This is a genomic window from Flavobacteriales bacterium (assembly GCA_030584065.1).
Taxonomy (GTDB): domain Bacteria; phylum Bacteroidota; class Bacteroidia; order Flavobacteriales_F; family PHOS-HE28; genus PHOS-HE28.
In genome coordinates this window covers 3,316,913-3,342,619 of record CP129489.1, presented here as the reverse complement: position 1 = coordinate 3,342,619, position 25,707 = coordinate 3,316,913, and the positions used below count along the sequence as shown (strand labels likewise).

Below are 25,707 nucleotides of genomic sequence, written 5' to 3'. Positions count from 1 at the left end.
TGCCGACCGGTGTCAGGACATCCGGTGCGGACCTAGGATCTATCTTCCACTCCCCTCCCCATCGGCTTGTCCAGCAATCCCTTCCCGTTCACCGGCCTTCCCCCCACAGAGGTGGAAGCGGCGCGCGCGGCCCACGGCACCAATGCCCTTAACGGCCGCGAGCACGACGGCTTCTGGAAGGCACTGCGCACCGCCGTCACCGAGCCCATGTTCCTGCTGCTCGTCGCGGCGGCCACCATCTACTTCATCCTCGGCGAGTTCAGCGAGGCCTTCTTCATGCTCGGCGCCATCGTGCTCATCAGCGCCATCTCCCTCTACCAGGACCAGCGGAGCCGCAAAGCCCTGGAGGCCCTCGCGCAGTTCAGCCATCCCAAGGCCAGGGCCATCCGCGACAACACCGTGGTGGAACTGCCCACCGAGGAGCTCGTGCTGGGCGACCATGTGGTGGTGAACGAAGGCGAGCTGGTGCCCGCCGACGGACAGGTGGTGCACGCCAACGACTTCTCGGTGAACGAATCCATCCTCACCGGCGAGGCCTTCAGCGTGCTCAAGGAAGTGAGCGCCGACAAGCCCGGGCGCGTGTACCGCGGCACGCAGGCCGTGGGCGGGCTCGCCGTGGTGCGCGTCACCGCCGTGGGCCCCGCCACCGAGATCGGGCGCATCGGTCGATCGCTCGCCACCATCGAGGAAGGGCGCTCCCCCCTGGAACGCCAGATCCAGCGCTTCGTCCGCAACATGGCCATCGTGGGCGCGGCCTTCTTCCTGCTCGTGTGGGGCCTCAACTTCATCGCCTCGCGCGACTGGCTGGACAGCCTGCTCAAGGGCCTCACCCTGGCCATGAGCATCCTGCCCGAGGAGATTCCCGTGGCCTTCACCACCTTCATGGCCCTGGGCGCCTGGCGCATGATGCGGCTGGGCGTGCTGGTGAAGCAGTCCAAGACCGTGGAGACCCTCGGCGCCGCCACCGTCATCTGCGCCGACAAGACCGGCACCATCACCGAGAACCGCATGGAGCTCGTGGCGATGCAGCTCCGCGACGAGGACGCCGCCCGCCCCCCCGACCGCTGGGACAGTCCCGAGGCCCTGCACCTGCTCGCCACCGCCATGTGGGCCAGCGAGCCCGTGCCCTTCGACCCCATGGAGACCGCGCTCCATGCCGCCTACGCGCGCCACAGCACCCACGATCGCCGCCCCGCTTTCCGCATGGTGCATGAGTACCCCCTCAGCGGTAAGCCCCCCATGATGACGCACGTCTTCGCCAACGACAGCGGCGAACGCATCATCGCCGCCAAAGGCGCCCCCGAGGCCATCCTCGCCTGCAGCGACCTGGCCGCCACCACGCGCGCCAACGTGATGCACCAGGTGGAGGCCCTCGCCGCCCAAGGCTACCGCGTGCTCGCCGTGGGCGAGACCACCCACAGCGGCGACGCCTGGCCCGCCGAGCAGCAGCACTTCACCTTCCGCTACCTGGGCCTGGTGGCCTTCGAGGATCCTCCGAAGAAGAACATCGGCCGCGTGTTCCGAAGCTTCGAGCAGGCCGGCATCCGCACCCTCATCATCACCGGCGACAACCCCGTCACCGCGACGGCCATCGCGCGGCAGGTGGGCTTCGCCATCGCCGGCGCACCCATCACCGGCGATGCTGTGCAGGCCATGGACGATGCCGCGCTCGCCACCACCGTGCGCAGCAGCAACCTCTTCACCCGCATGTTCCCCGAGGCCAAGTTGCGCGTGGTGAAGACGCTGAAAGCACAAGGTGAAGTGGTGGCCATGACGGGCGATGGCGTCAACGACGGCCCCGCGCTCAAGGCCGCGCACATCGGCATCGCCATGGGCAAGCGCGGCAGCGAGCTCGCCAAGGAAGCCGCCGCCCTGGTGCTGCTGGACGATGACCTGAGCCGCATGGTGGACGCCGTGGCGCAGGGCCGCCGCATCTACGGCAACCTCAAGAAGGCCATCCAGTACATCATCAGCATCCACATCCCCATCATCCTCACCGTGGCCCTGCCGCTGCTGCTCGGCTGGCTCTACCCCAACATCTTCACGCCGGTGCACGTCATCTTCCTTGAGCTGCTCATGGGCCCCACGTGCAGCATCGCCTACGAGAGCGAACCGCTGGAATCCGGCAGCATGCAGCGCCGTCCGCGCCGCATGGACCTCACGTTCCTCTCCTGGACCGAACTGCGCACCAGCCTCGCCCAGGGGCTGATGATCACCGCGGGCGTGCTGGGCTGCTACCACTACGCCGTGGTGCAGGAGCTCGGCGAGGACATGACGCGCACCCTCGCCTTCACCGCGCTGGTGGTGGCCAACATCGCCCTCACGCTGGTCAACCGTTCGTTCGAGCACTCCATCCTGTCCACCATCGCCTACCGGAACATGCTGCTGCGCGGCATCGTGCTTGGCACGGCGGCCCTGCTCATCCTGCTCCTCTACCTGCCGGTGCTGCGCGACTTCTTCCACCTGGCCTCGCCCAGCGCAGCGTTGCTCGCCCTCGCCACCGGCGCCGGCCTGGCCAGCGTGCTGTGGTATGAAGGGGTGAAGGCGTGGAAGCGGAAGTAGTCCATAGCCGGTCCATCATCGATGTGATGGACGTCAATCGCCATCCGGAACAGGATGCCGACCTTGTACTTGATGTACCCGATGCGCCCACATCTCCTGACCACGCTGGCCTGGCTGTTCGCGGCCACCACCACCGCCCAGACCGACGCCACGGACATCGTGCGCAAGGCCGACGAGCATGCGCGCGGCACCACCAGCCAGGCCGAGATGACGATGACCGTGGTGCGGCCCACCTGGCAGCGCGAGATGAGCATGAAGACCTGGAGCGAGGGCAACGACAACGCGCTGGTGCTGATCACCGCCCCCGCCAAGGAGAAAGGCATCGTGTACCTGAAGCGCGGCAAGGAGGTGTGGAACTGGATCCCCAGCGTGGAGCGCACCATCAAGATGCCGCCGAGCATGATGAGCCAGAACTGGATGGGTACCGACTTCACCAACGACGACCTGGTGAAGGAGAGCAGCATCGTGGAGGACTACACGCACACGCTGGCCGGCGACGGCACTATCGAGGGCCGTGCCTGCCACAAGGTGATCATGAAGCCCAAGCCGGAAGCAGCCGTGGTGTGGGGCGAGGTGCGCCTGTGGATCGACAAGAAGGACCACCTGATGCTGCGCGCGGAGTACTACGACGAATACGACGAGCTGGTGAACACCATGGTAGCCGGCGAAGTGCAGCTGCTCGGCGGCCGCCTGCTGCCCACCCGCATGGAGATGCTCCCTGCGGACAAGCCCGGACAGAAGACCGTAATCCATTACCGCAGCATCACCTTCGACCAACCCATCCCGCCGGGCTTCTTCACCACGCAGAACATCACGCGGGTGCGGTGATCCCATGACGCTCGAGGACCTCGGATACACTGACGCGCTGGAGCGGTACCGGACCGAACACGGGCTCGGTGGCTTCGAGACCGGCCGTGTTGTCGCCGAGCACAAGGAACGGTACGTGGTGAGGACCACCGATGGTGACCTGGAGGCGGAGATCATCGGGAAGCTGCGCGCCATGGCCCGCGACCGGCACGACTTCCCGGCCGTGGGTGACTGGGTGGCGATCAAGGTCCACGAGCCCGGTCATGCCACGATACATCATGTGTATCCGCGTTCGTCCGTGATCGCACGCAAAGCGATCGGCGGTCACGGCGGCGATCAGATCATCGCGGCCAACATCGATCACGCCTTCCTCGTGCAAGCCCTGGACCAGGACTTCAACATCAACCGCTTGGAGCGGTATCTCACCATCTGCCACGCGAGCGGTGTGGGGCCCATCATCGTGCTCACCAAGACCGACCTGTTCGAGCCGGAACAGGTGGAGCAGCAGAAGGAACAGGTGCGTGCGCGCATCCCGAACGTGCCGCTCATCGCCCTGAGCAACCTTCAACAGGATGGCAGCGAGCCCCTGCAACGGATGATGGAGCATGGGAAGACCTATTGCCTGCTAGGGTCCTCCGGCGCGGGCAAGTCGAGCCTGATCAACAACCTGATCGGCTCCGGCACCATGCTCACGGGCACCATCAGTGGCAGCACGGGCAAGGGCCGGCACATCACCAGCCACCGGGAACTGTTCGTGATGCCAACGGGCGGCATCATCATCGACAATCCCGGCATGCGCGAAGTGGGCGTCACCGATGTGGAGCGCGGGCTCGATGTCACCTTCGATGCCATCGCCGCGCTTGCCAAGAACTGCAAGTTCAGCGACTGCACCCACACCTCCGAGGTCGGTTGTGCCGTGCTGTCGGCGCTGCAGCGCGGTGAACTGGACGAAGCCTCCTACGCGAACTACCAGAAGATGAAGGACGAGGCCGCACACTACCGCACGACCGTCGCCGAGCGCAGAGGGAAGGACAAGGCCTTCTGGAAGATGCTCAAGCGGTACAAGAAGGACCTTGGCAAGATGTGACCCTCACCATCCATGATCGGCAAGCTCATCTGGCGGAACCTCTGGCGCAACAAGCGGCGCACGCTCATCACCACCAGCTCGGTGACCTTCGCCGTGCTGCTGGCCGTGGTGACGCAGGCGCTGGTGAAGGGCACCTTCGGGCAGCTGATCGACAGCGTGGTGGGCGGCTACAGCGGCCACGTGCAGGTGCACGCCACCGGCTATTGGGACGAACCCTCACTGGAGCTGCTGATGACGGATGATCCTGTGCTGAAGGAACAGCTCGAAGGGATCGATGGCGTGGCGGCCGTGGTGCCCCGGCTGGAGACCTTCATGCTGGTGAGCGCCGACACGCTGACCCGCGGAGCGATGGTGATGGGCGTGGACCCCGAACGCGAACAGCACCTGATGAAGCTCGACGACCGCATCGTGCGCGGTGGCCCGGTACGCAACGGGGAGCCCGCCGTGGTGCTCGCCGAAGGGCTGGCCCGCCGCCTGGCGGTGGACGTGGGCGATACGGTGGTGCTACTGGGACAGGGCTACCACGGCAGCATGGCCGCCGGGAAGTACCCCGTGCGCGGCATCGCCCACTTCGGTTCGCCGCAACTGAACGACGGGCTGGTGTACCTGCCGCTCGGCATCGCGCAGGAGCTGCTCTCCACGCCCGCCATGGTCACCACATGGGCCCTGGCCCTGAACGATCCCGCCGCCATGGAGCACGCGGAGGCCCTCGCCAGGACCATGATGCCGGCGGACCGCAGCGTGATGAACTGGAAACAGATGATGCCCGAGGTGGACAGCCACATCCGCAGCGACCAGCTCAACACCAGCGTCATCATCGGCGTGCTCTACCTCGTGGTGGCCTTCGGCATCTTCGGCACCATCCTGATGATGCTGCATGAACGCACCTACGAGTTCGGCATGCTGCTGGCCGTGGGCATGAGCCGGCGCCTGCTGGCCGTGCTGGTGGTGGTGGAATCGGTGCTGCTCTCCATGATCGGTGCAGTGGCCGGCAACCTGCTGGCCTGGCCGGTGGTGTGGGCCTTGCGGGAATGGCCCATCCGCCTGGGGGCCAACCTCGCCGAGCTGTACGCCGATTTCGGCTTCGAGCCGGTGATGCCCACCGTGCTGGACCTGCGCATCTTCCTGGACCAGACCCTGGTGGTGCTGGTGATCGCGCTGGTGCTGGCCATCTACCCCTGGCGCCATGTGATCACGCTGCTGCCCCTCACCGCCATGAAACGCTGACCATGCTGCTGAAGCTCGCCTGGCGCAACGTGTGGCGCCACCCCGGACGCAGCGGCATCATCATCGCCGCGGTCGCCATCGGCCTCTTCGCCTCGGCCTTGCTCGTGGCTTTCTACCAGGGCTTCATCGAACAGCGCATCGACAGCGTGGTGCGGCACGAGACCTCGCACGTCCAGGTCCATCACCCCGGCTTCATCGCCGACCAGGACCCCGTGTTCCGCATCCCGCAGGCCGACAGCCTGGTGCAGATGCTGGCACAGCGCCCGCACGTGCGCAGTGTGGCCCCGCGCGTGGCCTTCCCCGGCATGCTGCAATCGCCCACGGGCAGCACCGGCCTGCGCCTCAACGGTGTGGACCCCGACCGCGAGGACGCCACCACCGGACTGCGCAGCGCGCTGAAGGAAGGCGAATGGTTCAGCGCGGAGCGGCGCCACGGCATCCTCATCAGCACCAAGGTGGCCCGCCAGCTGAAGGTGAAGCTGCGCGGCAAGGTGGTGGTGATGGCGCAAGGCCCCGGCGGCGACATCGTGAGCGGCGCCTTCCGCGTGATCGGCATCTATGCCACCATCAACGGTCCGCGCGATGATGCCAACGCCTACATCACCCGCAGCGATGCCGCGGACATGCTGGGCCTCGGCGACGAAGTGCACGAGATCGCCCTGCTGCTGGACCACAGCGAGGCCGTGGAGCCCGAGGTGGCCGCCCTGCGCGCATCGCTGCCCGGCCTGCTGGTGCGCGGATGGTCCGAACTGAGCCCGGAGATGCGGATCCTCGTGGGCACCTTCGACCAGATGATGTTCGTGCTGCTGGGCATCATCTTCCTCGCGCTCGCCTTCGGCCTGGTGAACACCATGCTGATGGCCGTGCTGGAGCGAACGCGCGAGATCGGGATGCTGATGGCCGTGGGCATGGGCCGCGCGCGCATCTTCGGCATGGTGGTGCTGGAGACCCTGCTCGTGGTGATGGCGGGTGTGCCGGTGGGCGCGCTGCTCTCCGCCATCGCCATCGGCTGGGGCGCGAACAAGGGCATCAACCTGCGGACCTGGGGCGAGACAGCCACCCAGTTCGGATATGACCCGCACGTGTTCCCTTCGATGAAGCTCTACCACGCCCTTGTCATTCTCGCCATGGTGGTGGCCATCTCGCTCCTCTCAGCGATCTACCCGGCCATCCGGGCCCTGAGACTCAACGCGGCGGAAGCCATCCGGAAATGAAGCACGGAGAGAACGTCGTCATCGACGCCCACGAACTGGTGAAGACCTACGACCAGGACAAGATCCCCGTGCATGCGGTGAACGGGGTGCATCTGCACATCGAGCGCGGCGAGTTCGTGGCGCTGCGCGGGCCCAGCGGCAGCGGCAAGACCACCGTGCTGAACATGATCGGCGGGCTGGACCGCCCCACCAGCGGGCGCGTGGTGGTGAACGGGCTCGACATCGGCACGCTCAACGACAACCAGCTGATCGACTTCCGCCTGCGCAACATCGGCTTCGTGTTCCAGAGCTACAACCTCATCCCCGTGTTCACCGCGCGGGAGAACATCGAGTTCACGATGCTTCTTCAGGGGCGTCCGCGGAAGGAGATCGATGCCCGTGTGGACGAGCTGCTGCGCGGCATGGGCCTCTGGGACAAGGCCGACAAGCGCCCCAACGAGCTCAGCGGCGGGCAGCAGCAGCGTGTGGCCGTGGCGCGTGCGCTGGCCCCCAAGCCGCAGTTCATCTTGGCCGACGAGCCCACCGCCAACCTCGATTCCGCAGCCGCCTTCAAGCTGCTGGACACCATGGCGCAGCTCAACGCCGAGGAGCACATCACCTTCCTCTTCTCCACCCACGACCAGCGCGTGATCCAGAGGGCACGCCGGGTGATCACCCTGGAGGACGGGAAGGTGGTGGATGACAAGGTGAACGCATAAGCCCAACTCACCACAGAGACACAGAGGGCACGGAGCATGGAAATGCGGAGCGCATCAAGAGCTGCAGCGAGCACGCTTCAGGTTCCCTCGTTGGAGCGGCACCTGAGCATTTTCTCTGCGCCCTCTGTGCCTCTGTGGTTGCCCGCATTTCTCGTCGCGGCTCTGCCGTTCCTCTTCGCGCCCCTCGCGGTGTCAGCACAGGATACCACCGCCTTCAAGCCCAACCTCACCGCCGGCGGCTACCTGAAGTACCTGCACTCCGCCAGCTGGGTGAACGACATCGACCAGCTCGTCACCAACGAGCTCTTCCACCACCGCCTGAACCTGCAGGCGGTGCTGACCCGCCACACCTCGCTGAAGGCGGGCATGCGCAACCGCTTCTTCTACGGCGAGGCCGTGAAGCTGCAGCCGGAGTTCGGCCGCACGGTGGACGTGGACACCGGCAACGTGCGCATGAGCGTGCTATGGGTGGACGAACCCGGCGCCGTGCTGCTCACCACCTTCGACCGCGCTGTGCTGAGCCACCGACGCGAGAAATGGGAGGCCCACATCGGCCGGCAGCGCATCAACTGGGGCATCAACAACGTGTGGAACCCCAACGACCTCTTCAACGCCTTCAACTACCTGGACTTCGACTACGAGGAGCGCCCCGGCAGCGATGCGGTTCGGGCACTGTGGTTCCCGTCATCCGAACGGACGCTCGAAGTGGCGTATGCACGCGGCACTGGTCCCGACGACCACATCGGCGCCGCCCTGTACAAGTTCAACCGGCGGAAGTATGACTACCAGGTGCTGGCGGGCCTCTACCGTAAGGACCTCGTTCTGGGCGGCGGCTGGGCGGGCCACATCAAGGATGCCGGCTTCAAGGGCGAGGCCTCCTGGTTCCTGCCGAAGGTCAAACCACTGGACAGCACCGGCGTGTTCACCGCCTCGGTGATGGCCGACCGCACCTTCGGCGGCAACTGGTACCTCAGCGCCTCCTACCTCTACAACTCACTGGGCAACGCGGTGCGCGACTTCACGAACCCGCTGTTGAGCCTGCCGCTCAGCGCCAAGCAGCTCCTCCCCTTCGAGCACACCTTCTTCGCCGGGGCCAACAAGGCCTTCTCGCCCATCACTGGCATGAACGTGGCCGTGCTCTACAGCCCGCACCTGAATACGACGGTGTTCTTCCCCACCTTCACGTGGAACGTGGCCACCAGCTTCGACCTGGACCTCACGGTGCAGTCGTTCTGGAACGACAACGGCCTGGACTGGAACGTACGCGGCAACGCGGCGTACCTGCGGATCCGCTGGAGTTATTGAGCCCCTCCAGCGGGGTTGATTCGCGCCCGGGGTCGCGCATCCATGCGGCTGCTTCCCGATCGAGCCGGGAGCCGGACACCTGCCCCGCCGTTCCATCACCGCATTCACCCGTTTCGTCGGCTTCATGCTGCCGCCCCATCCGGCATGGGCCTTCACGCCTGTAACAGCCGGGGGAGCTTTGCGTCCCGTACCTGCCATGGCCTATTGCCGTGGCCATGACACGAACGCAACACGAACATGCACGGCTTCCGATCCCTTCTTCTCGTTCTCTCCTCCCTCCTCCTCACCACCGCGCAGGCCGTTTGGCAGCGTTTCAACGGCCCTAACGGGGGCACGGTAATGGACCTTGTGGTGCACGTCGGCACCCACTTCGCGGCCACCGAGCACGGTCTCTATCAGAGCAGCGATGGTACCGATTGGGTGCTGGTGACCGGTCTGCCCGAGGCCTTCTTCAACAGCCTCGCCTCCAACGGCAGCGTAATTATCGTGGGCGGCTACTCCCACGGGGTCTTCCGGAGCATTAACGGCGGCGCCGGCTGGCAGTCGGTTGACGTGACCGCCGTGAACGACCTGATCTGGCACAACGGCTGCTTCTACAGCGTGAATGACAACAGCGGTGTGCGCCGCAGCTGCAACGGCGGACAGAGCTGGACGGACGCCGACCCGAACGACCAGCTAGGCAGCTTCATGCAGCACCTGGGCAGCGACGGTACCTACCTGTACAGCATCGGCGCAGGCATGCTGTTCCGGACCAATGACCAAGGGAATAGCTGGACCAACCTAATGAGCGGTCTGCCCAACTTCGTCAGTGCATTGCGCATCGCGGGCAATGCGGACTACCAGTTGCTCACCACCAACCAGCATGGGGTGTTCCGCAGCACGGACCACGGCCAGAGCTGGACCCCCACCGTGCCCCACAGCGCGCCGGTGGGAAGCTGGCAGGGCATGGCCATGCTGGTGGAGGGCGACACGGTGCACCTGGGCATCAACCCCTACGGCGGCGTTCGCCGCAGCACGGATGGCGGGCTCACTTGGACCCTGATGTCACAGGGCCTGGCGCCTTCCCTGCTTCCCCACACCCTGGTGCGCAGCGGCGGAGACCTGCTGCTGGCCACCAACCGAGGTATCTGGCGCACCACCGGCACAACGCCACAGTGGAGCCACACCGATGGCGGCATCCCGCACACCAGTTTGGTGACCATGGTGGATGCCGGTGACCGCCTGTTCGCCACCACGCGCAATACGGAGGCGGGACAGAGCGAAGGGGTGCACATGAGCACCGACGGCGGCCTCACCTGGCAACCACGCAATGCCGGGCTGGCCGTGGAACTGAATTTCGACGCCCTGTATGCCGGCGAGGAATTCCTGCTGGCCAGTGCGCAGCTGAACATGTACCGCAGCACCGACAACGGCCTCACGTGGACCAACCTCCTGCAGAACGGACCTTCGGGCGATGTGACCGCGATCGTGGCCTGGAACAGTGCGCTGTACGCCAGCACCTATGGGGACGGCATCTTCCGCAGTGTGGACGAGGGCCTCACCTGGCAGTCGATTCCATCCCCCAGCCTGGTCACGGCACTGCACGTTGCGGATGGCGCGCTCTACGCCGGCACCACGAGCGGACTGCAGCGCACCACCAATGGCAACACCTGGACGGTGCTCAACGGGCTGAGCGGCGTGCTGCAGATCGAGGCCATGGCCTCCCGACCGGGACTGCTCGTGGTGAGCGCCAAGAGCGGTGCCTACACACAGTTCTATCGCAGCATGGATGGGGGCAACAGCTTCCAGGCGGCCAACAGCGGCCTACCGGCCGGCATGTACTGCAGGGCGATCGCCTTCCACAATGATTCGCTCTTCGCGGGCTTCGATGCAAGCTGGCCGCAGACCGGTGCCGCCGTGCCCGGCCTTTACGCCAGTGCGGATGGCGGGCTCACCTGGGCCGATGCATCGGAAGGCATGCCAGCGGGCACCTCGGTGCGCTGCTTCCTGAACACCAGTGACGGCCGCCTGCTGGCGGGCACGCACCGCGAGGGCGTTTGGGGACGTGGGAGCGACATTTCCACGGATATGCCAGAGGCCTCTGCGTCGAACGCACCGATGCTCTGGCCCAATCCGACCAACGGTATGATCAACGTGCGGATGGACGATGGTGGCGTATTGGGACAGGTCGAGGTGGTGGATGCGCTGGGTGCCGTGGTGCTCACTGAACGGTTCTCCTCTTCACAGGCCACACTCGACCTGTCAGCGCTACCCGAAGGCCTGTACTTCGTCCGCTACCGGCAACAGGACCGGGAGCACGTGCAGCGGGTGGTGAAGGTGGATTGAGCAGGTCCTTGAATCCGGTGACGGGCGATGGCAGAACGGTCATCGCCCGTTATCGTTACATGAGGCGCTCTTGAAGCGATCGGCGCATCAAGCCGGGCATCATTGCGCAATCGATCTGGAACGACAACGGCCTGGACTGGAACGTGCGCGGCAACGCGGCGTATCTGCGGATCCGGTGGAGAAATTGAGCGCTGCTCAATGCCCTTCGCCCTCCTCGGCCTCGGTGGCCTCTCCACCACCACCGTCCACACTGCCCAGGTTCGCATTGAACCAGGCCACCAGTTTCTGCTTGTCGGCATCGCCCATGCGGCCGTGGCCGTGCATCAGGCGATAGTAGCCCGGGGGCATCTCGCCTTCCCCCAATTCCTTGCCCGCTTCACGGGCGTGCTTGTCGGTGGCGAACTTGTCCCACAGGCTGAAGTTGAGGTGCTCGCGGCCCTCGTTGATGTGGTCCTGCACGATGAAGCTCATCGGGGACACGTAGGCGTACCAAGGATAGTCCGTGGTGTAGCTGTGGCAGTCGTAGCAGGCGCCGGTCACCAGATCACGGATGTCCTGCGGTGCATCGGTCATGACCAGCATGTCGAGCGCCGGGTCGGCTGCCGGCGCGGAGCGGTCCGGTTGGAAGAACTGGGCGATGAGCAGCAGGCCCAGCAGGCCGAGGAGGATCTTCTTCAAGAGTGGACGCATAGTATTCGGTGATCTGGGGATATGTTCGAAAGACGGAAGGCCTGCTTCACCCCTAGGAGCCGCCCCTCCTCGCTCCAGGTCATTCAAGGATACGGGAAACCGCCATATGAGACTCTGATCGTCCTCAGGCCAGGCCCCCAAGGCCACCGAGGCCCGACCCTGCGCCGAAGTGCCTTCTCATGAATCTCCCCCTGCCATGACCACCAGGCCCGCCGCCTGCGTAAGCCCGGTGCCTGGCTGCTGCCGTTCGGCCTGCTCACCGGCCTGCGGGTGCCCGCCTTGGCCAACCCGCGCATGGGCCAAAGCAGCCACATCGAAGGCGTGCTCAACGCCATGCTGCTACTGGTACTCGGGCTACGGTGGCCGCAGTCGATGCATCCGCGCTCGTGCGCACCTGGCATGGGCCGTGAGCGGGTGCACCCGTTGGTGAAGGTGGACCGAGCCCCGCACGGACCCCGACGATGGGCGGAGGGCGGCGCCTCAAGCACGGGTACGGTACGCGCCCCGCCTCAATTCGTCCACACCGCGTAGCCCTTGCGCCGCAGCTCCAGCGCCAGGCCCCGCTCCACGGCCAGCGCTTCGGCGCGGCTGAGCGGGCCGATGTGCTGGTAGAGGCTGGGGCGCAGGTACCGCCCGTACTTCTTCACGATGGCGCTGCTGAGGTCGTGGCCCTTCTTGCTGAGCGCGCCGGTTCTGTGCTGCGCGAAGCGCTCCTGGGGCGTCTTGCTCGTCATGCCCACGTAGAGGCATTCGCGTGCACCGTTGTACTGCGGATTGGCCGCTCGGAACTTCCAGTTCTCGGTGTACACCTTCCGGCTCAGCTCGATCACATAGACCGTGTAGGCAGTGGGCATGGTCCGGCAGCGCCGGCAAAGAAACCACCGGCAAGGGGTCGGGCCCCGGGGTTTCCCGGGTGAACGGCGGTCCTGCTCCTCCATGACCGTCCCTTGCCGGCCCATGCCGCGGATCTTCCCGCTCATGCATCAGCGATGCGCGCTGAGCCCCGGCAATGATCAGCTTTGGACGATGACCGCAAGGCCCCTTCTGCTCCTGCTGCTCGCACTGGCGCCGTTGCTCGCCAGTGGCCGGGGCCGCTCGGCGGCGCTGAAGGAGCGCACCCGCCAGCTCTCGCGCATGCTGCGCACGCAGCCGCCCGAGGCGGCGCTCGCCGTGGCCGACTCGCTGCTGGCGGCGCCCACCCATGCACACGACCCTTGGTGGCGGAAGGAGATGGTGCACTACCGGGGCCATGCCCTGCGGCTGCTCGGGCGGTTCGATGAGGCCATGGCCGCGCAGGTGCGCGCCTACGAGCTGGCCGACTCCCTGAGCGACCACGCCGGCCGGGTGGATGCGCTCCTGAGCATGGCCGCCATCCACATGGACCTCGACGACCTGGCCCAAGCGGAGCCGATCCTCCGCGAAGCGCTGCGGCTGAACGAGGAGCAGCCCGTGGGCCGCAGCTATCGCCTGCCGCTGGTGATGGCCGCGCTCAGCGACTACCGCGGGCAGGGCGACAGCGCACTGTATTGGTGCCGGGTGGGGCTGCCGCTGGCCGCTGCGGCGCAGGACAGCTTCGTGATGGCCGATCTGCACTTCAACATGGGCGTCACCTTCGGGGCGCTGGGTCGGCCGGGCGAGAGCGAGGCCGCCTTCCGACGGGCCCTGGCGGTGGTGCCGGGCGGCGGGTATCCCCATCTGGAGGCCCGCGTCAACGAATCGCTGGCATACCTCTACTTCGAGCAGGGCCGGCTGGAGGAAGTGCCTGCACGGCTCGATGAGGCGGAGCGCATCGCACGCACCCACGGCGCCGGCGACCTGTTGGCCACGGTGCTGGGGAGCCGCGTGGAATACCACCTGGCCATGAAGGACAGTGCCCGGGCCCTGAACACGGCCAACGCGCTGCTGGCGGTGAAGGACTCGCTCAGCGGCGTGTTCCGCGAGCGCGCCGTGGCCGAGGCCCAGGCCCGCTTCGCGCTCGGCCGCATGGAGAAGGAGCTCGCCCTCACCCGCACAGAGGCCGAGGTGAACGCCCTGCGCGCGCAGCGGTCGCGCATCGCGTGGGGCGCGCTGGCCATCATCAGCGCGCTGGCCGTCGTGCTCATCGTCTCCTTCCGCCGCCAGTACCGCATGAAGCGCGAGGCCGCGCAGCGCCTGGAGCGCGACAAGGAGCGGCTGCAGGAGGAGAACGAGCTCCTCCTCCAGGAGAGCCTCATGGCCCGTTTCGAGACGCTCAAGAGCCAGATCGACCCGCACTTCCTCTTCAACGCCATGAACACGCTGTACACCCTGGTGGAGACCGAGCCCGCGAAGGCGCGCGAGTTCATCGCCAGCTTCAGCGCGCTCTACCGAAAGGTGCTCACCTCGCGCGAGCGCACCATCGTGCCCGTGGAGGAGGAGCTCGACCTGGTGCGCCACTACCTCTTCCTGCAGCGCATGCGCTTCGGCGACAGCCTGCAGGTGGCGCTCGACCTGCCGGCGCATGCGCTCAAGGGCTACCTCCCCCCCTTCACCCTGCAGATGCTGCTGGAGAACGCCATCAAGCACAATGCGATCAGCGCCGCCAAGCCCCTGCGCATCACCGTGGGCGTTGACGGCGATCGCCTGGTGGTACGCAACGACCTGCGTCCCCGAGGCACAAGCGAGGCCGGCACGGGCACGGGCCTGGAGAACATCCGTCGGCGCTACGCCATGCTCGGCGCCGAGGAGCCCGCTTTCACTCTCACCGACACACACTACACCGCATCCGTACCCATCCTTTCCCAGGAACCATGACCGCCTACATCGTCGAGGACGAGGCGCCCGCCGCACAAGGGCTGGTGCGCCTGCTGGAACAGGCCGACCCCGCCCTTCGCGTTGTGGGCATGGCCGACAACGTGGAGGACGCCGTCCAGGGCATCGCGGCCCTGCGGCCCGACCTCATCTTCATGGACATCCACCTGGGCGATGACCTGTGCTTCACCATCTTCCAGCGCACGGCGGTGGAAGCGCCTGTGATCTTCACCACGGCCTACGACAAGTATGCCATCCAGGCCTTCCAGGCCAATGGCATCGAATACCTGCTGAAGCCCATCTCGCTGGAGGCGATCCAGCAGGCCCTGGGGAAGGTGGACCGGCTGAAGCGCCGCTTCGGCATCGACCCAGGCGTGCTCCGTGAGCTGAGCGCGCTCCGGCAACCGGCCTACCGCGAGCGCTTCATGGTGGCCAGCGGCGGGCAGATCCGCTCGGTGCCCGTGGAGCAGGCGGCCTACTTCCAGAGCGAGGGCCGCTACGTGAAGCTGGTGAGCACCGACAACCACCGCTACATCGTGGACGGCACCATGGACAAGATCCAGTCGGAGCTCGACCCGCGCCATTTCTTCCGCATCAACCGCCAGCTCATTGTGAGCTTCGGCGCCATCAAGAGCATGGTGCCCTACAGCAAGAGCCGCGTGAAGGTGGTGCTGCACCCAGCCACCGACATCGAGAGCATCGTGAGCGTGGAGCGCTCGGCCGAGTTCAAGGCCTGGCTGGACCGGTGAGGGGGATCGTGGCGATGGTCCGCACTTGCGGATGCCGGTAGGCGGCCACGTCGAGATGCTTGGTCGCGCCCGACAGGTCGAAGGGACCCACGATCCATTCATCCGCCCAAACCTTTGCGCGCTCCGGGTCGGCATCGATGGTGCTGCCCACAGGAGTCAAGAGAGCCACGTCAGTTCGGTGGATCGCGCGGTGCACGACGCACTGAACTGCTCATCGCCAGGTGCCCGGCAAGTGACGGACATGGAGCTGCGACGGCTCACCGTCGCTCATGAGGAAACAGGAGGATCGAGCCCCGGTCCGGTTCATGCCGCAATCGTGCCCACTCATGCCATCGCATGATGCCGAAGGCGCCGTGGTGGGCTCCCTTCGCCGCATGAGAACGCTCGATCTCCTCCCGTCCCGTGCAACGCGCTGGCTCAGCGCGCTCCCCCTCTCGGCCGATTCGCGCATGCGCCGTGCGTTCGACCGCTTCCACGACCGCGTGAACCATATGGCCATGCGCTGGGGCATGTACTCCGGAGCGCTCCTCTGGGCCTTGGCGGGTATCCTCGGCCTCGCCCTGCGTCAGTGGAACGCCGATGAACTGTCACAGAGCCTGGGCATCGTGCTGCCCTTCTACCTCGCCGTGGGCGCGGCCTTGGGCAATCGCAAGTTCCGCGGGCACTACCAATGGCTCGCCGCACTGTGCAACCTCTCGTCGGGTCTCATGGTGTTCGCGGTGGCGCCGCTGTTACCGGAGCCCGCGCTCACCATGCTGGTGGGCCTGGTGATGATCACCTTCCATGCCGTGCTCGCCTTGCGGCTGCGCGTGCACTACGCATTGCCGGTGATGGTCGTGTACAACGGCATCTACCTCGTCCGGCTCTGGTCCAGCGCCCGGCAGGAGCTCGAATCCGCCATCGCATGCACCTTCCTCATCGGCATGGCCACGCTGGGAGCGGCCCTGGCTGCGGTGGTGCTGGAGGCCAACCTGTGGACCTTGTTCCGCAGCCGCTCCGTGCAGCGCGCCAAGCGCATGCGCCCCGATCACCGCATGAGCGCCCTGCCCGAGGATCTCGGCCGGCGCTGGCGTGAGCATCCGGGACTCGTGGCCGAGCGGCCGGAGACCATGAACGTGCTGAGCGCCTGTGTCGACATCGAGCAGTCGCATCCCTGGCCCCTGCATGAGCGCATCGCCCTGCTGCATGACCTGATTGTCCGTTTCGACACGCTGGCCCAACGCCGCGGACTGGAGCGTGCGCGCCTCTCCGGAGGCGAGTTCATGGCCATCGGCACCGCGGCGCGCATCGGCACCGGCGGCGCGGACCACCTCGCCGAACTGGCCTTGGCCATGCTGCATGTTGCGGAGGAGACCGCTCTCCCGGAAGGCGCTACCCTGTCGCTGCGCATCGGCATCGCCCAAGACCTATCCGCTCGGACCGCCCTGGGTAAGGTGATGCCCGTGTTCGATGTGATCGGCCCCGGCGTGGAAGGCGCCGTCAAGCTGCGCGATGCGGCACCCGCAGGCTGCATCCTCATCAGCGAGCGCTTCCAGCATGTGGTGCGCGACCGGTTCGAGACGCAGCAATGCGGCACTACGCCTGGCGGCAGCGAACCCGCCTTCCTGCTCTGGGGCATGAAGACCCGGCCCGAACGCGGCACCGTGGAGGTTCAGAGATCCGTCTCGCGGATCGCCTTCGTCACTGCCCTCGCAGGCATGACCCTGCCCGGCTCCGCTCAATGGGAACGTATCGAAGACCTTCCGGCGGCCAATACGCCGTCCTTGCTGGCGCATCAAGGTGCGCTGTATGCCGGAACCGACTCCACCGTGTGGCGCAGCGCCGATGGCTTGGATTGGCAGCGGGGCGCCACCCTTCCCCAGCCGGGCTTCTTCGTGGATGCGCTCTACCACGATGGCACCATGCTCTTCGCCGGCACGGGGGGCAACGGCCTCTTCGTGAGCCCCACCGACGGCATCACGTGGCAGCACTTCTCCCAAGGCCTTACGGGTCTGGGCAGCCTATCCATCGCGGACGTGGCCAACTTCGACAACGATCTGTGGTGCGCCACCGTGGGCGCGGGTGTCTTCAGGCGGTCTGGAGCCACCTGGGCGCCCTTCGGCGGTCTGGATGGGATGAACGCGGGCAACGTAGCCGTGCTCCGCGTGATCGGCGACACGCTCTGGGCCGGCGCAGGTGGCAACGGATACCTGTGGCGGACCACGCCCGGCGCGACCCAGTTCGAGCCGAAGCTGGTGGCGCCGGTGGATTGGGACCCGCATTCCATCACTGATATACAGAGCATAGGCGGTGAGCTTCTTGCCGGTGGCACCTACGGGATCTATCGCAGTGCGGATGGTGGCGACACGTGGACCTGGTCGAGCACCGGCCTGCCCGGCGGCGGCACCGTTCGCTTCCTGCCCACGGGAGAAGGGCTCTACGCGCTGCGGACCACGGTCATCTCGCGCCTGTACCGGTCGGACGACGAGGGAGCCACGTGGCAGTTGGTGGAAGCGCTGGGCACCTGCTACGCGATCGCAGTGCATAACGGAAGGCTCCATTCGGCCCGAACTGATGGGCTGTGGGTCCGCGACCTCGCCACCGGCATCGATGATGGCCTGTCATCGGCTGACGATATCCTGAGCCTCTTCCCGAATCCCGCGCACGACCTCGTGCAGGTGCGCGTGGCGGTCCAGGGCCAGGTGGTCATCGAGCTGATCGATGCGCAGGGACGCGTGATCCGCAGCGAGCGCTCGCTGGAGCACCGGCGCGTGCTGGATGTTTCCGGCTGCGCACCGGGGGCCTACGTGGTGCGCGTGGTGCATGCCAGCGGCACCGCGGAGCGGCGGCTCATCGTGCAGTGACCATCCGACGGCTGCATCCGGTTCATGCGCCAGGTTTTCCGGCTCATGCCATCCGATGCCGCTCGACGGCCCGGCGCGCGCCTCTTTCGCGGTATGAAAACGACACTCGCCATGAATGCACGCAATACCATTGGCGCCGCAGGCTTGCTCGCGCTCGCCTCGGCCACCACGGCATCGGCCCAGGCCGTCATCACCGCCAACGGGCTCTTCGCCATCGGGTCGCGCTACCAGCTGGCCACCGACGAGGCACCGGCCGTCACACCTGGCAGCAATGGCACAGCGCTGTCCTGGTCCTTCACGGGCCTGCAGGCCGACAACTCCAGCAGCATGGAAGTGATGGAGGCCGGGGAAAGCCCGTTCGGCATCCAGCTCCCGGGCGACCGGGCGGCGGTGGAGGACACCGATGCATCGGCGGAGTACATCTCGGTGAGTCCAACGCAGCTGCTGGGCCATGGGCGCATATTCCAGGAGAATGGCGTGCAGGTGCCCGTGGCCCTCGACCCGCCCATGGTGCTGCTGAACCTGCCGGCGCAGTACAACCAGGTCCACTCGGGGGTATCCCGTTCGCAGGTGACGCACTACATCGGGCTCGACCTGGGGCTCGGCTTCACCGTGGACTCGATGCGCGTGCGCACGCGCATCGCCTACCAGAGCTAGGTGGGCGGCTGGGGTACGGTGACCACGCCGCTCGGCGCTTTCGATGCGGTGAAGCAGGTCCTCGTGGAGAACGTGACGGACTCCATGGACTTCTACCGCGCCGACCAGGGCCTCTGGATGCTGGGGGTGGATGTGACCACGAGCACGAAGCCCAGCTGGTTGTGGTGGACGCCGCCGCACGACATCCCCGTAGTGCGGCTCTTCGACGAGGACAATAACGGCACCATGGACCGCGCAGTGTGGGTCGAGGAGGAGCTGCTCGGCACCGGCGTGCACCAGCCGGCCGCTGCGGCCACCTTCACCATGCACCCGAACCCTGCCACTGACCGCGTGGAGGTAGCGATGCCCGGCGAGGGCGAGAAGCGCTACCGGTTGATGTCCGCCGAAGGGCGCGTGGTGCAGGAAGGGCGCGTGATGGGCGCGCGCGGCACCATCCCCCTGCAGCACGTTGCGCCCGGCACCTATGTGCTGGAGCTGCGCGATGGCCGGCGGGTGGCGCAGCAGCGCCTGGTGAAGCAATGAATCGGAGGTGAGGGTGAAGGGGGCGCTCCGGGAGGGTTGCCCTCTTCCCGCCTCCGGAACGGATAGGTTCGCATTCCCGCCATGACACCCGCATCGCCCCAAGGGCCCAGCCCCCTGACCCGCCATCCGCTCAGCGGCCATGAGCGGCTGTGCTTCCTCAAGAACAGCATCACCCGCTCCACGATCGAGGTGGGCGACTACACGTACTACGACGACTTCGAGGACGTGGGCAACTTCGAGCGGAACGTGCGCTACCACTTCGACTTCATCGGCGACCGGCTCGTCATCGGCCGCTTCTGCATGATCGCCTCCGATGTCACCTTCATCATGAACGGCGGCAATCACTTGGTGGATGCGGTGACGGCCTATCCCTTCGAGGTCTTCGGCCACGGCTGGGAGGGTGCCATGGAAGGGCTGTCGTATCCGCACAAGGGCGACACCATCGTGGGCAACGATGTGTGGATCGGCTATCGCGCCACGATCATGCCGGGCGTGCGCATCGGCGATGGGGCCATCATCGGCAGCTGCGCCGTGGTCACCCGCGATGTGGAGCCGTACAGCATCGTGGCGGGCAACCCGGCGCGCGCGGTGCGGAAGCGCTTCAGCGAAGCCGACATCGAGCGCCTGCTGACGCTCCGCTGGTGGGACCGCGATGCCGCCTGGATCACCCGGAACGCACGGCTGCTGCACGGCACGGACATCACCGCCCTGGAGAGCGCCCGCTGAACCCCGGGCACCAAGCCCCGCGAGTTCGTCGGTTGCATCGCCACCCGCCGCGGCGGCTTCATTGCAGCGCGCGTGGAGGACCTCTCGGTCCTCCACGCCGTCGCAGCAGAAGGAGAGGGTCATGGCCGCTCCACCTTCGTGAACACCTGCGACACGGTGACCACCGCCTCGCGCATGGAATCCTCCGGGGCTCCTGGCCAGGAGCCGCCCGGAATGGACCGAACTTTGCCGCGCAGCGCCACCTTTCCCCCTCCCTTGCGCGTCCCATCCCTCTTCCCGGTCCTGCTGGCCCTCTGCACCTGCGCGTCAGCGATGTCGCAGGACAGTATCCCCATGGCACCGCTGGATTCCCCGGACACCCTGTGCACCGCTGCCGCACTTGCCGCGCTGATGCGGAGCAGCCCGGTGGCGGATGCGGATGCGCACAGCATCACCGAACCGGCCGAGCCGCAGGAAGAAGGCAGCGCGATGCTGGTGAAGCGCTCGGGCGCCCGGTGGCTGGCCTTTCCCCTTCCGCTCTACAAGGACCGTCAGAACAGCTTCGAACTGCAGCGCTTCACACCCGATGGCCGTTTCCTGATCGCGGAGCAGCGGTCCATGAACTTCACCCGGGGCCAGGAATACCACCAGGTGGAATCGTTCCTGATCGACCTGGAACGCCTGACCTACGCCAGCGTGACCACCTTGGCGGACAGCTTCGAATGGGAGATCGATGACCAGGAGGTGCAGCATGACCACCGCACGCGCGACAGTTCCGTGGTGCGCATCACGGACACGCACATCCACCTGACCAACGGCTGCACAGTGAATGGCACGTCGGTGCCCTGCGAGGCACCCTCAATATCCTACCGGATCACCCCAGGGGCGTTGGTGCCGGATGGCGGCATCAGCATTGCCCCGGCCCGATCCGGCGCAGGCCAGCTTCCTGCACCGCCGGGTGGCTGGGACCGACACGCCTTGCGGCTCAACCAACGCCTGTGTCCCGGCCTTGATCATGGGAACATGGCCCGGCCGCTGGTGGAGGAGCGTGCACGTGCGGAGCTTTTGCAGCATGCTCTGGCCACGTACGCCGGTGCCACCTTGCGCTACGGTGCCAAGCTGCCGTTCGAGAACGGGCTGCGCGTCGCGCTGCTTTGCGACCGAGACGATGACCACGACCTGCTGTGGTTGACCTATGACCAGCTGGGGCAACTGCAAGGCGTGGACACCCTGGCCTCCACTTTCGGCGACGGCCAGTACGCCGTGTCGGAGTGCATCAGCCTGAACCCTTACGGGCAACTGCTCGTGGAGTCCGTGCACAACGAGACCCTGCGCGATGAAGTGGACACCATGTCCTACCGGTGCGACACCTTGGTGTATGAGCCGGTGATCGAGCAGACCGGTTTCCTGGTGGAGAGCGGTGAGGTTCAGTACCGCTATCAACTCAGGCGCCGCCCGGTGGATCTCACCCGCTGCTGGGTGGAGAAGCACCCCGTGAACCAACCTCCACCTTACCGGTGGCATTCGCTGCGCGAGGTGATGCCCGCCGGGCGCGTGGTCTTCCAACAGGCCAGCGGCGACCTGAACGGGGATGGCGCCGAGGACCATGCGCTGGTGCTCACCAACGAAGCCGACGATGGGCCACGCGACCTGCTCATCGCCTTCACCGCGCAAGACAGGGGCCGTTTCGTGCAGCACGCCTTGCTGACGGACTTCCTGCCCGGTAGAAGCGACGGCGGCTTCCATGACCCGATCGGTGAAGAAGGCATCAGCGGCGTCAGCATCGATGCGGATACCTTGGTCATCACCCAGTTCGGCGGCAGCGCGTGGAAGTGGATCAGCGCGGACAAGTACGTGTACGACGCATTCCGCAAGGCCTTCTACCTGGTGGAATCCGGTGGTCGCTCCTTCCATGCCTCATCCGAGGAGAGCCAGGCCGAGGAGCTGGAGGAATTGGAAGCACTGCGCAAGGAGCAGAAGCTGAACAGGGACCAGGCCGCGCGCCATGCGGAGTTGAAGGCGCTTGGAGAGAAGGCTAGGTGGAAGGCCACACGGTACCCGCTGGGCACAAGGCCCATGGGCCCGTAGCGCTGCTTGCAGCCGCTCCAGCGCCCTAGAGCCGCGCGCCTATTGCCGCACCACGCGCATCTGCCAGCGCTCGTTCTCCGTCCGCAACACCACCGTATAGAGACCGGGCGCGAAGGGCGAAAGGTCCAACGAAGCACCGCGCTGCTCGAGCACTTTCCGTCCTGCCGCGTCCCACAGCTCCACCGCGTGCACCCCGGCTGCACCGCGGATGGTGAGCGGCCCGTCGGTGGGATTGGGCACCAGCTGGATGCCGGGCGCCTCATGCAACAGGAGGCCGGTGTTGATCTCGTAGGTCACGGTGTTCGAAGGCGCCGATGCGCACCCCGCCACCGTGGCCACCACGTGGTAATCGCCGGGCAGGGTGACGGTGACGGTGGCCGTGCTGCCACCGGGAAGCAGGTCGCCATTGAAGTACCACTGATAGTCGGCACCGGGCACCGGGCTGGCGCTCACCACGTTGCCCGTGATGGCCGCCACCGGCGGCTGCACGGTGCTCAACGCGATCAGCAGCGGCTCGCTCTGCACGCTGGTGGCCGTGGCGCACGCGGCATCGCCTTCCAGCGTGCAGCGCACCAGGGCATTGCCCATGAGCCCGTTGATGGTGAAGCTGGAGCCGCCGCCCCCTGCGGGCGCGTCGTTCACGGTCCACTGGTAGGCGGGGGCGGCGCCTGCGTTCGTCACGCTCGCCGTGACGGTGATGACATCGCCCGCGCAATACGGACCGGCAGGCGCCGACAGGCTGATGGTGGGCGTGCAGACCGCAGCGCACGGTGCCGTGTGGCTGCCCAGGTGGCTGTAGTCGTTCACCGGGTAGGCGATCCACTCCTCGTCGGGGAGGAAGGGGTCGGTGCCATCGGGATCGCCGCGATTGATGGTGGGCTTGCGCACCAGCACGGTGTAGAAGGTGCCCACGCCGTTGTTGAACCAGTAGTCATCGTCCACGAAGTAGTCGCCCACGCGGCCGATGACGTCGATGGGCTGATCGCCGTGCACCAGCACGATGGTCTCCTGTCCGTCGTACCACAGGTCGGTGATCTGGTCGGCGTAGGTGTTGATGTTCGTGGCGTAGTTGGGGGCCACCACCACGTGCACATCACCGGGCTGGATCACGCCGTTGAGCAGGGTGGCATCGTAGGTGTGCGAACCGTTCGGGTAGAACCGCAGCGAATAGTCCGAGAGGTCCACCGGCACCGAGCGCGGGTTGTAGATCTCGATGGCGCGGGCGATGTCGCCGGGATAATGGACCATCTCGCTGATGAAGAGGTCGTGGCAGGGCTGCGGCTCCGGTCCCGCCACTTCCTCGTAGCTGAAGCCGGTGCGGTGGTAGAGGTGCACGGCCTCGGCCTCCATGTCGGTGGCGTAGATCTCCGGCACGCCATCCCCGGTGATGTCGCCAGCGCCCACGAACTGGCTGTTGAACACGTTGCGCGCGAGCAGGTGGCGGGTGAAGACCTGGGATCCATCGTTCTCCAGCCAGTTCACGTTGCGGTCGTCGAGGCAGGAGACCACCACGTCCACATCGCCGTCGCCGTCCAGGTCCTCGGCCACCACATAGGTGGCGTAGCCCATGCCGTACTGGATCACGGATTTGGTGAACGAAGGGATGGACGCCCCGTTGCTGCGGTACCAGTTCACGCGGTCGTCGCCGCCGGTGGTGGACAGCACATCCATGTGACCGTCCTGGTCGAGGTCCACCCAGAACACGGAGGTGGCCATGGGCGCTGCGCCATCCAGCTCCTGCACGGTGAAGGCATTGCTGCCGTTGTTGCGGCACAGCACCACCTTGCCGTTCTGGGCCAGGTTGGAATGGCAGGCCACCACCACGTCCATGTCGCCATCGTTGTCGTAGTCCAGTGCCCGCGCCTCGAAGGGGTCGGCATAGCTCAGCAGGATGGGCCGCTGCGTGAAGCTCTGTGCACCGTTGTTCTCGTACCAGTACACATTGTCGTCGCCCATCACGCTGGTCACCACCACATCGATGTCGCCATCATCGTCGAAATCGACCGGGTCGCACGAGTAGGCGGCTTGGTGGCCGGTGACGAGGCGCTTGATGAAGGTCCCGTTCCCGTTGTTGTCGAGCCAGGTCACCCGGTTGCCCAGGCTCTCGGTGAGCACGGCATCCAGGTCCCCATCGCCGTCCAGGTCCACCAGCTTCAGGTCCACGCCGCCATTGATGGTGATGCGGCCGATGCCCTCGCTGGCGATTCGCGGGATCATGTGGCCATCGCCGTCATTCTCGTACCAGTTGATGTAGAGCTGGCCCACGGCCATCATGTCCACGTCACCGTCGCCGTCCAGGTCGCCGTGGTCGATGCCGCGTGCATCCCCGAGGTACCGGTTCACGAGCAGGCGCTGGTCGGGCGGGTTGCCCGGGTGCAGGTAGATGCGGATGTCGAAGCTCGATGCCGCCAGCACATCGTTCACGCCATCCCCATCGAAATCGGCTCCGTGCACGATGGAGGCGTAGTTCAGCCAGGTGTCGAGCGTGCCGCTGCCCGGGCCCGTGAACGCCCCAGTGGCAGGATTCTGGGCGCTCCACGTGATGCGGTCCTCGGCATAGTCGGCCACGATCAGGTCGTTGTACCCGTCGCCCGTGAGGTCGGCCACGCCGAGGCCCCGGATGCCGTTGTAGCCGTAGATCTGCTGCTGGGTGAATGCTGTGCCCGTGCTGCGCAGGTATCCGGCGCCGCCTGTACCGGCGTACAGCACATCCTGAAGGCCATCCTGGTTCACATCGGCCAGCTTGATGCTGCGCGGCGTGCTGGTGGTGAGCAGCAGCTCGTTGGTGAAGGTTCCTGCGCCGTCGTTCCGGAAGAGGCGGATGGCACCGGCGGTCTGCATGGCGGCGATCACATCGGCATCGCCATCGCCATCCGCGTCGTGGAGCAGGATGCGGGCTGCACCGGTCATGCCCGTGGCGATGTCGATGGGGGTGAAGGCGAAGCCGCCCTCATTGCGCAGCCAGTAGACCTTGTTGGTGGTGAAGGCCGCGCAGGCGATGTCCAGGTCGCCATCGCCATCCATGTCGGCTACCCCGATGCCGCTCACTCCGCCGGTGCCGGTGTAGAGGAAGGTGCGGTCGAAGGTGAGGTCGCCGTTGTTGCGGTAGTACAGGATGCGGTTGGCGGCCATATCGGCCACCACCAGGTCCTTGTGGCCGTCCTGGTCCAGGTCGAGCACCAGCACCTGCTGCGCTTCCTGGGCATCGTGGCTGATGGCGTGCTTGGTGAACAGCGCGTTCCCCTCGTTCTCGTACCACACCACGTTGCGCAGGCCACCGGTCACCAGGTCGAGGTCGCCGTCCTCGTCCAGATCGGTCACCACCAGGTCCAGCGTGGTGTGCGAGATCAGCTCGGTGCGGTAGCCCTGGGCCGCGGCCGGGGCGACGGCGGCGACCGCCAGCAGAAGGGGCAGGAGTCGTTTCATCATGGCGGGCGCGAACATAGACCCTTCCCACCG

Annotated in this window: 19 protein-coding genes; 15 read left to right on the top strand and 4 right to left on the bottom strand. The window is 66.4% G+C overall.

Features of this window, described 5'->3' with window-relative positions:
• Window positions 1-66: 66 nt before the first annotated feature.
• The 8 genes from QY325_13830 to QY325_13795 all read left to right on the top strand — a co-directional run bounded on the left by QY325_13830 (window position 67) and on the right by QY325_13795 (window position 11,225).
• On the top strand, window positions 67-2,562 hold the full coding sequence (locus QY325_13830) for a cation-translocating P-type ATPase (GenBank protein ID WKZ65836.1): 2,496 nt from the start codon (window positions 67-69) through the stop codon (window positions 2,560-2,562).
• Between the two features lie 81 nt (window positions 2,563-2,643).
• Window positions 2,644-3,390, top strand: a complete 747-nt coding sequence (locus QY325_13825) for an outer membrane lipoprotein-sorting protein (protein WKZ65835.1) — start codon at window positions 2,644-2,646, stop codon at window positions 3,388-3,390.
• Window positions 3,391-3,394: 4 nt separating this feature from the next.
• Window positions 3,395-4,456 carry a ribosome small subunit-dependent GTPase A gene (gene rsgA / locus QY325_13820; protein ID WKZ65834.1) on the top strand — a complete coding sequence of 354 codons (1,062 nt, stop codon included), beginning with the start codon at window positions 3,395-3,397 and terminating at the stop codon, window positions 4,454-4,456.
• A gap of 12 nt (window positions 4,457-4,468) precedes the next feature.
• On the top strand, window positions 4,469-5,683 hold the full coding sequence (locus tag QY325_13815; GenBank protein WKZ65833.1) for an ABC transporter permease: 1,215 nt from the start codon (window positions 4,469-4,471) through the stop codon (window positions 5,681-5,683).
• Between the two features lie 2 nt (window positions 5,684-5,685).
• The gene (locus QY325_13810) at window positions 5,686-6,897 is read left to right on the top strand and encodes an ABC transporter permease (protein ID WKZ65832.1); all 1,212 of its coding nucleotides are present in this window, start codon (window positions 5,686-5,688) and stop codon (window positions 6,895-6,897) included.
• Window positions 6,894-7,595, top strand: coding sequence for an ABC transporter ATP-binding protein (locus QY325_13805; GenBank protein ID WKZ65831.1), 702 nt, complete (start codon window positions 6,894-6,896; stop codon window positions 7,593-7,595). The genes QY325_13810 and QY325_13805 overlap by 4 nt, the downstream gene beginning before the upstream one ends.
• Before the next feature lie 189 nt (window positions 7,596-7,784).
• Window positions 7,785-8,900, top strand: a complete 1,116-nt coding sequence (locus QY325_13800) for a hypothetical protein (protein WKZ65830.1) — start codon at window positions 7,785-7,787, stop codon at window positions 8,898-8,900.
• A 237-nt stretch (window positions 8,901-9,137) separates the two neighbouring features.
• Window positions 9,138-11,225, top strand: a complete 2,088-nt coding sequence (locus tag QY325_13795) for a T9SS type A sorting domain-containing protein (protein ID WKZ65829.1) — start codon at window positions 9,138-9,140, stop codon at window positions 11,223-11,225.
• Window positions 11,226-11,420: 195 nt separating this feature from the next.
• Here the strand turns inward: QY325_13795 and QY325_13790 are convergent, their stop codons facing one another.
• Both QY325_13790 and QY325_13785 read right to left on the bottom strand, forming a co-directional pair.
• Entirely contained in the window at window positions 11,421-11,903 is a 483-nt protein-coding gene (locus QY325_13790) for a heme-binding domain-containing protein (protein ID WKZ65828.1), read from the bottom strand.
• A 521-nt stretch (window positions 11,904-12,424) separates the two neighbouring features.
• Window positions 12,425-12,769, bottom strand: a complete 345-nt coding sequence (locus tag QY325_13785; GenBank protein ID WKZ65827.1) for a ribose-5-phosphate isomerase — start codon at window positions 12,767-12,769, stop codon at window positions 12,425-12,427.
• A 124-nt stretch (window positions 12,770-12,893) separates the two neighbouring features.
• Here QY325_13785 and QY325_13780 point away from each other — a divergent pair, with 124 nt between their 5' ends.
• Together QY325_13780 and QY325_13775 are read left to right on the top strand one after the other, a co-directional pair.
• The gene (locus QY325_13780) at window positions 12,894-14,687 is read left to right on the top strand and encodes a histidine kinase (GenBank protein ID WKZ65826.1); all 1,794 of its coding nucleotides are present in this window, start codon (window positions 12,894-12,896) and stop codon (window positions 14,685-14,687) included.
• Entirely contained in the window at window positions 14,684-15,433 is a 750-nt protein-coding gene (locus tag QY325_13775) for a LytTR family DNA-binding domain-containing protein (protein ID WKZ65825.1), read from the top strand. Before QY325_13780 ends, QY325_13775 begins: the two co-directional genes overlap by 4 nt.
• Here QY325_13775 and QY325_13770 read toward each other — a convergent pair.
• Entirely contained in the window at window positions 15,411-15,602 is a 192-nt protein-coding gene (locus QY325_13770) for a hypothetical protein (protein WKZ65824.1), read from the bottom strand. The two genes, QY325_13775 and QY325_13770, sit on opposite strands and share 23 nt — an antisense overlap.
• Before the next feature lie 205 nt (window positions 15,603-15,807).
• On the opposite strand from QY325_13770, the gene QY325_13765 reads away from it, so the two are divergent.
• The 5 genes from QY325_13765 (at window position 15,808) to QY325_13745 (ending at window position 22,248) form a co-directional block, all read left to right on the top strand.
• The gene (locus QY325_13765) at window positions 15,808-18,276 is read left to right on the top strand and encodes an adenylate/guanylate cyclase domain-containing protein (protein WKZ65823.1); all 2,469 of its coding nucleotides are present in this window, start codon (window positions 15,808-15,810) and stop codon (window positions 18,274-18,276) included.
• A gap of 93 nt (window positions 18,277-18,369) precedes the next feature.
• Window positions 18,370-18,933 (top strand): hypothetical protein, encoded by a 564-nt coding sequence (locus tag QY325_13760; GenBank protein ID WKZ65822.1) that lies wholly within the window; start codon window positions 18,370-18,372, stop codon window positions 18,931-18,933.
• Window positions 18,934-19,455, top strand: a complete 522-nt coding sequence (locus QY325_13755) for a T9SS type A sorting domain-containing protein (GenBank protein ID WKZ65821.1) — start codon at window positions 18,934-18,936, stop codon at window positions 19,453-19,455. It abuts the gene before it with no gap.
• Window positions 19,456-19,536: 81 nt separating this feature from the next.
• A complete protein-coding gene (locus QY325_13750; protein ID WKZ65820.1) occupies window positions 19,537-20,181 on the top strand; it encodes a CatB-related O-acetyltransferase in 645 nt (214 codons plus the stop codon).
• A gap of 72 nt (window positions 20,182-20,253) precedes the next feature.
• Entirely contained in the window at window positions 20,254-22,248 is a 1,995-nt protein-coding gene (locus QY325_13745; GenBank protein ID WKZ65819.1) for a hypothetical protein, read from the top strand.
• Window positions 22,249-22,287: 39 nt separating this feature from the next.
• Here the strand turns inward: QY325_13745 and QY325_13740 are convergent, their stop codons facing one another.
• Window positions 22,288-25,677, bottom strand: coding sequence for an FG-GAP-like repeat-containing protein (locus tag QY325_13740; protein ID WKZ65818.1), 3,390 nt, complete (start codon window positions 25,675-25,677; stop codon window positions 22,288-22,290).
• Between the last annotated feature and the right edge of the window lie 30 nt (window positions 25,678-25,707).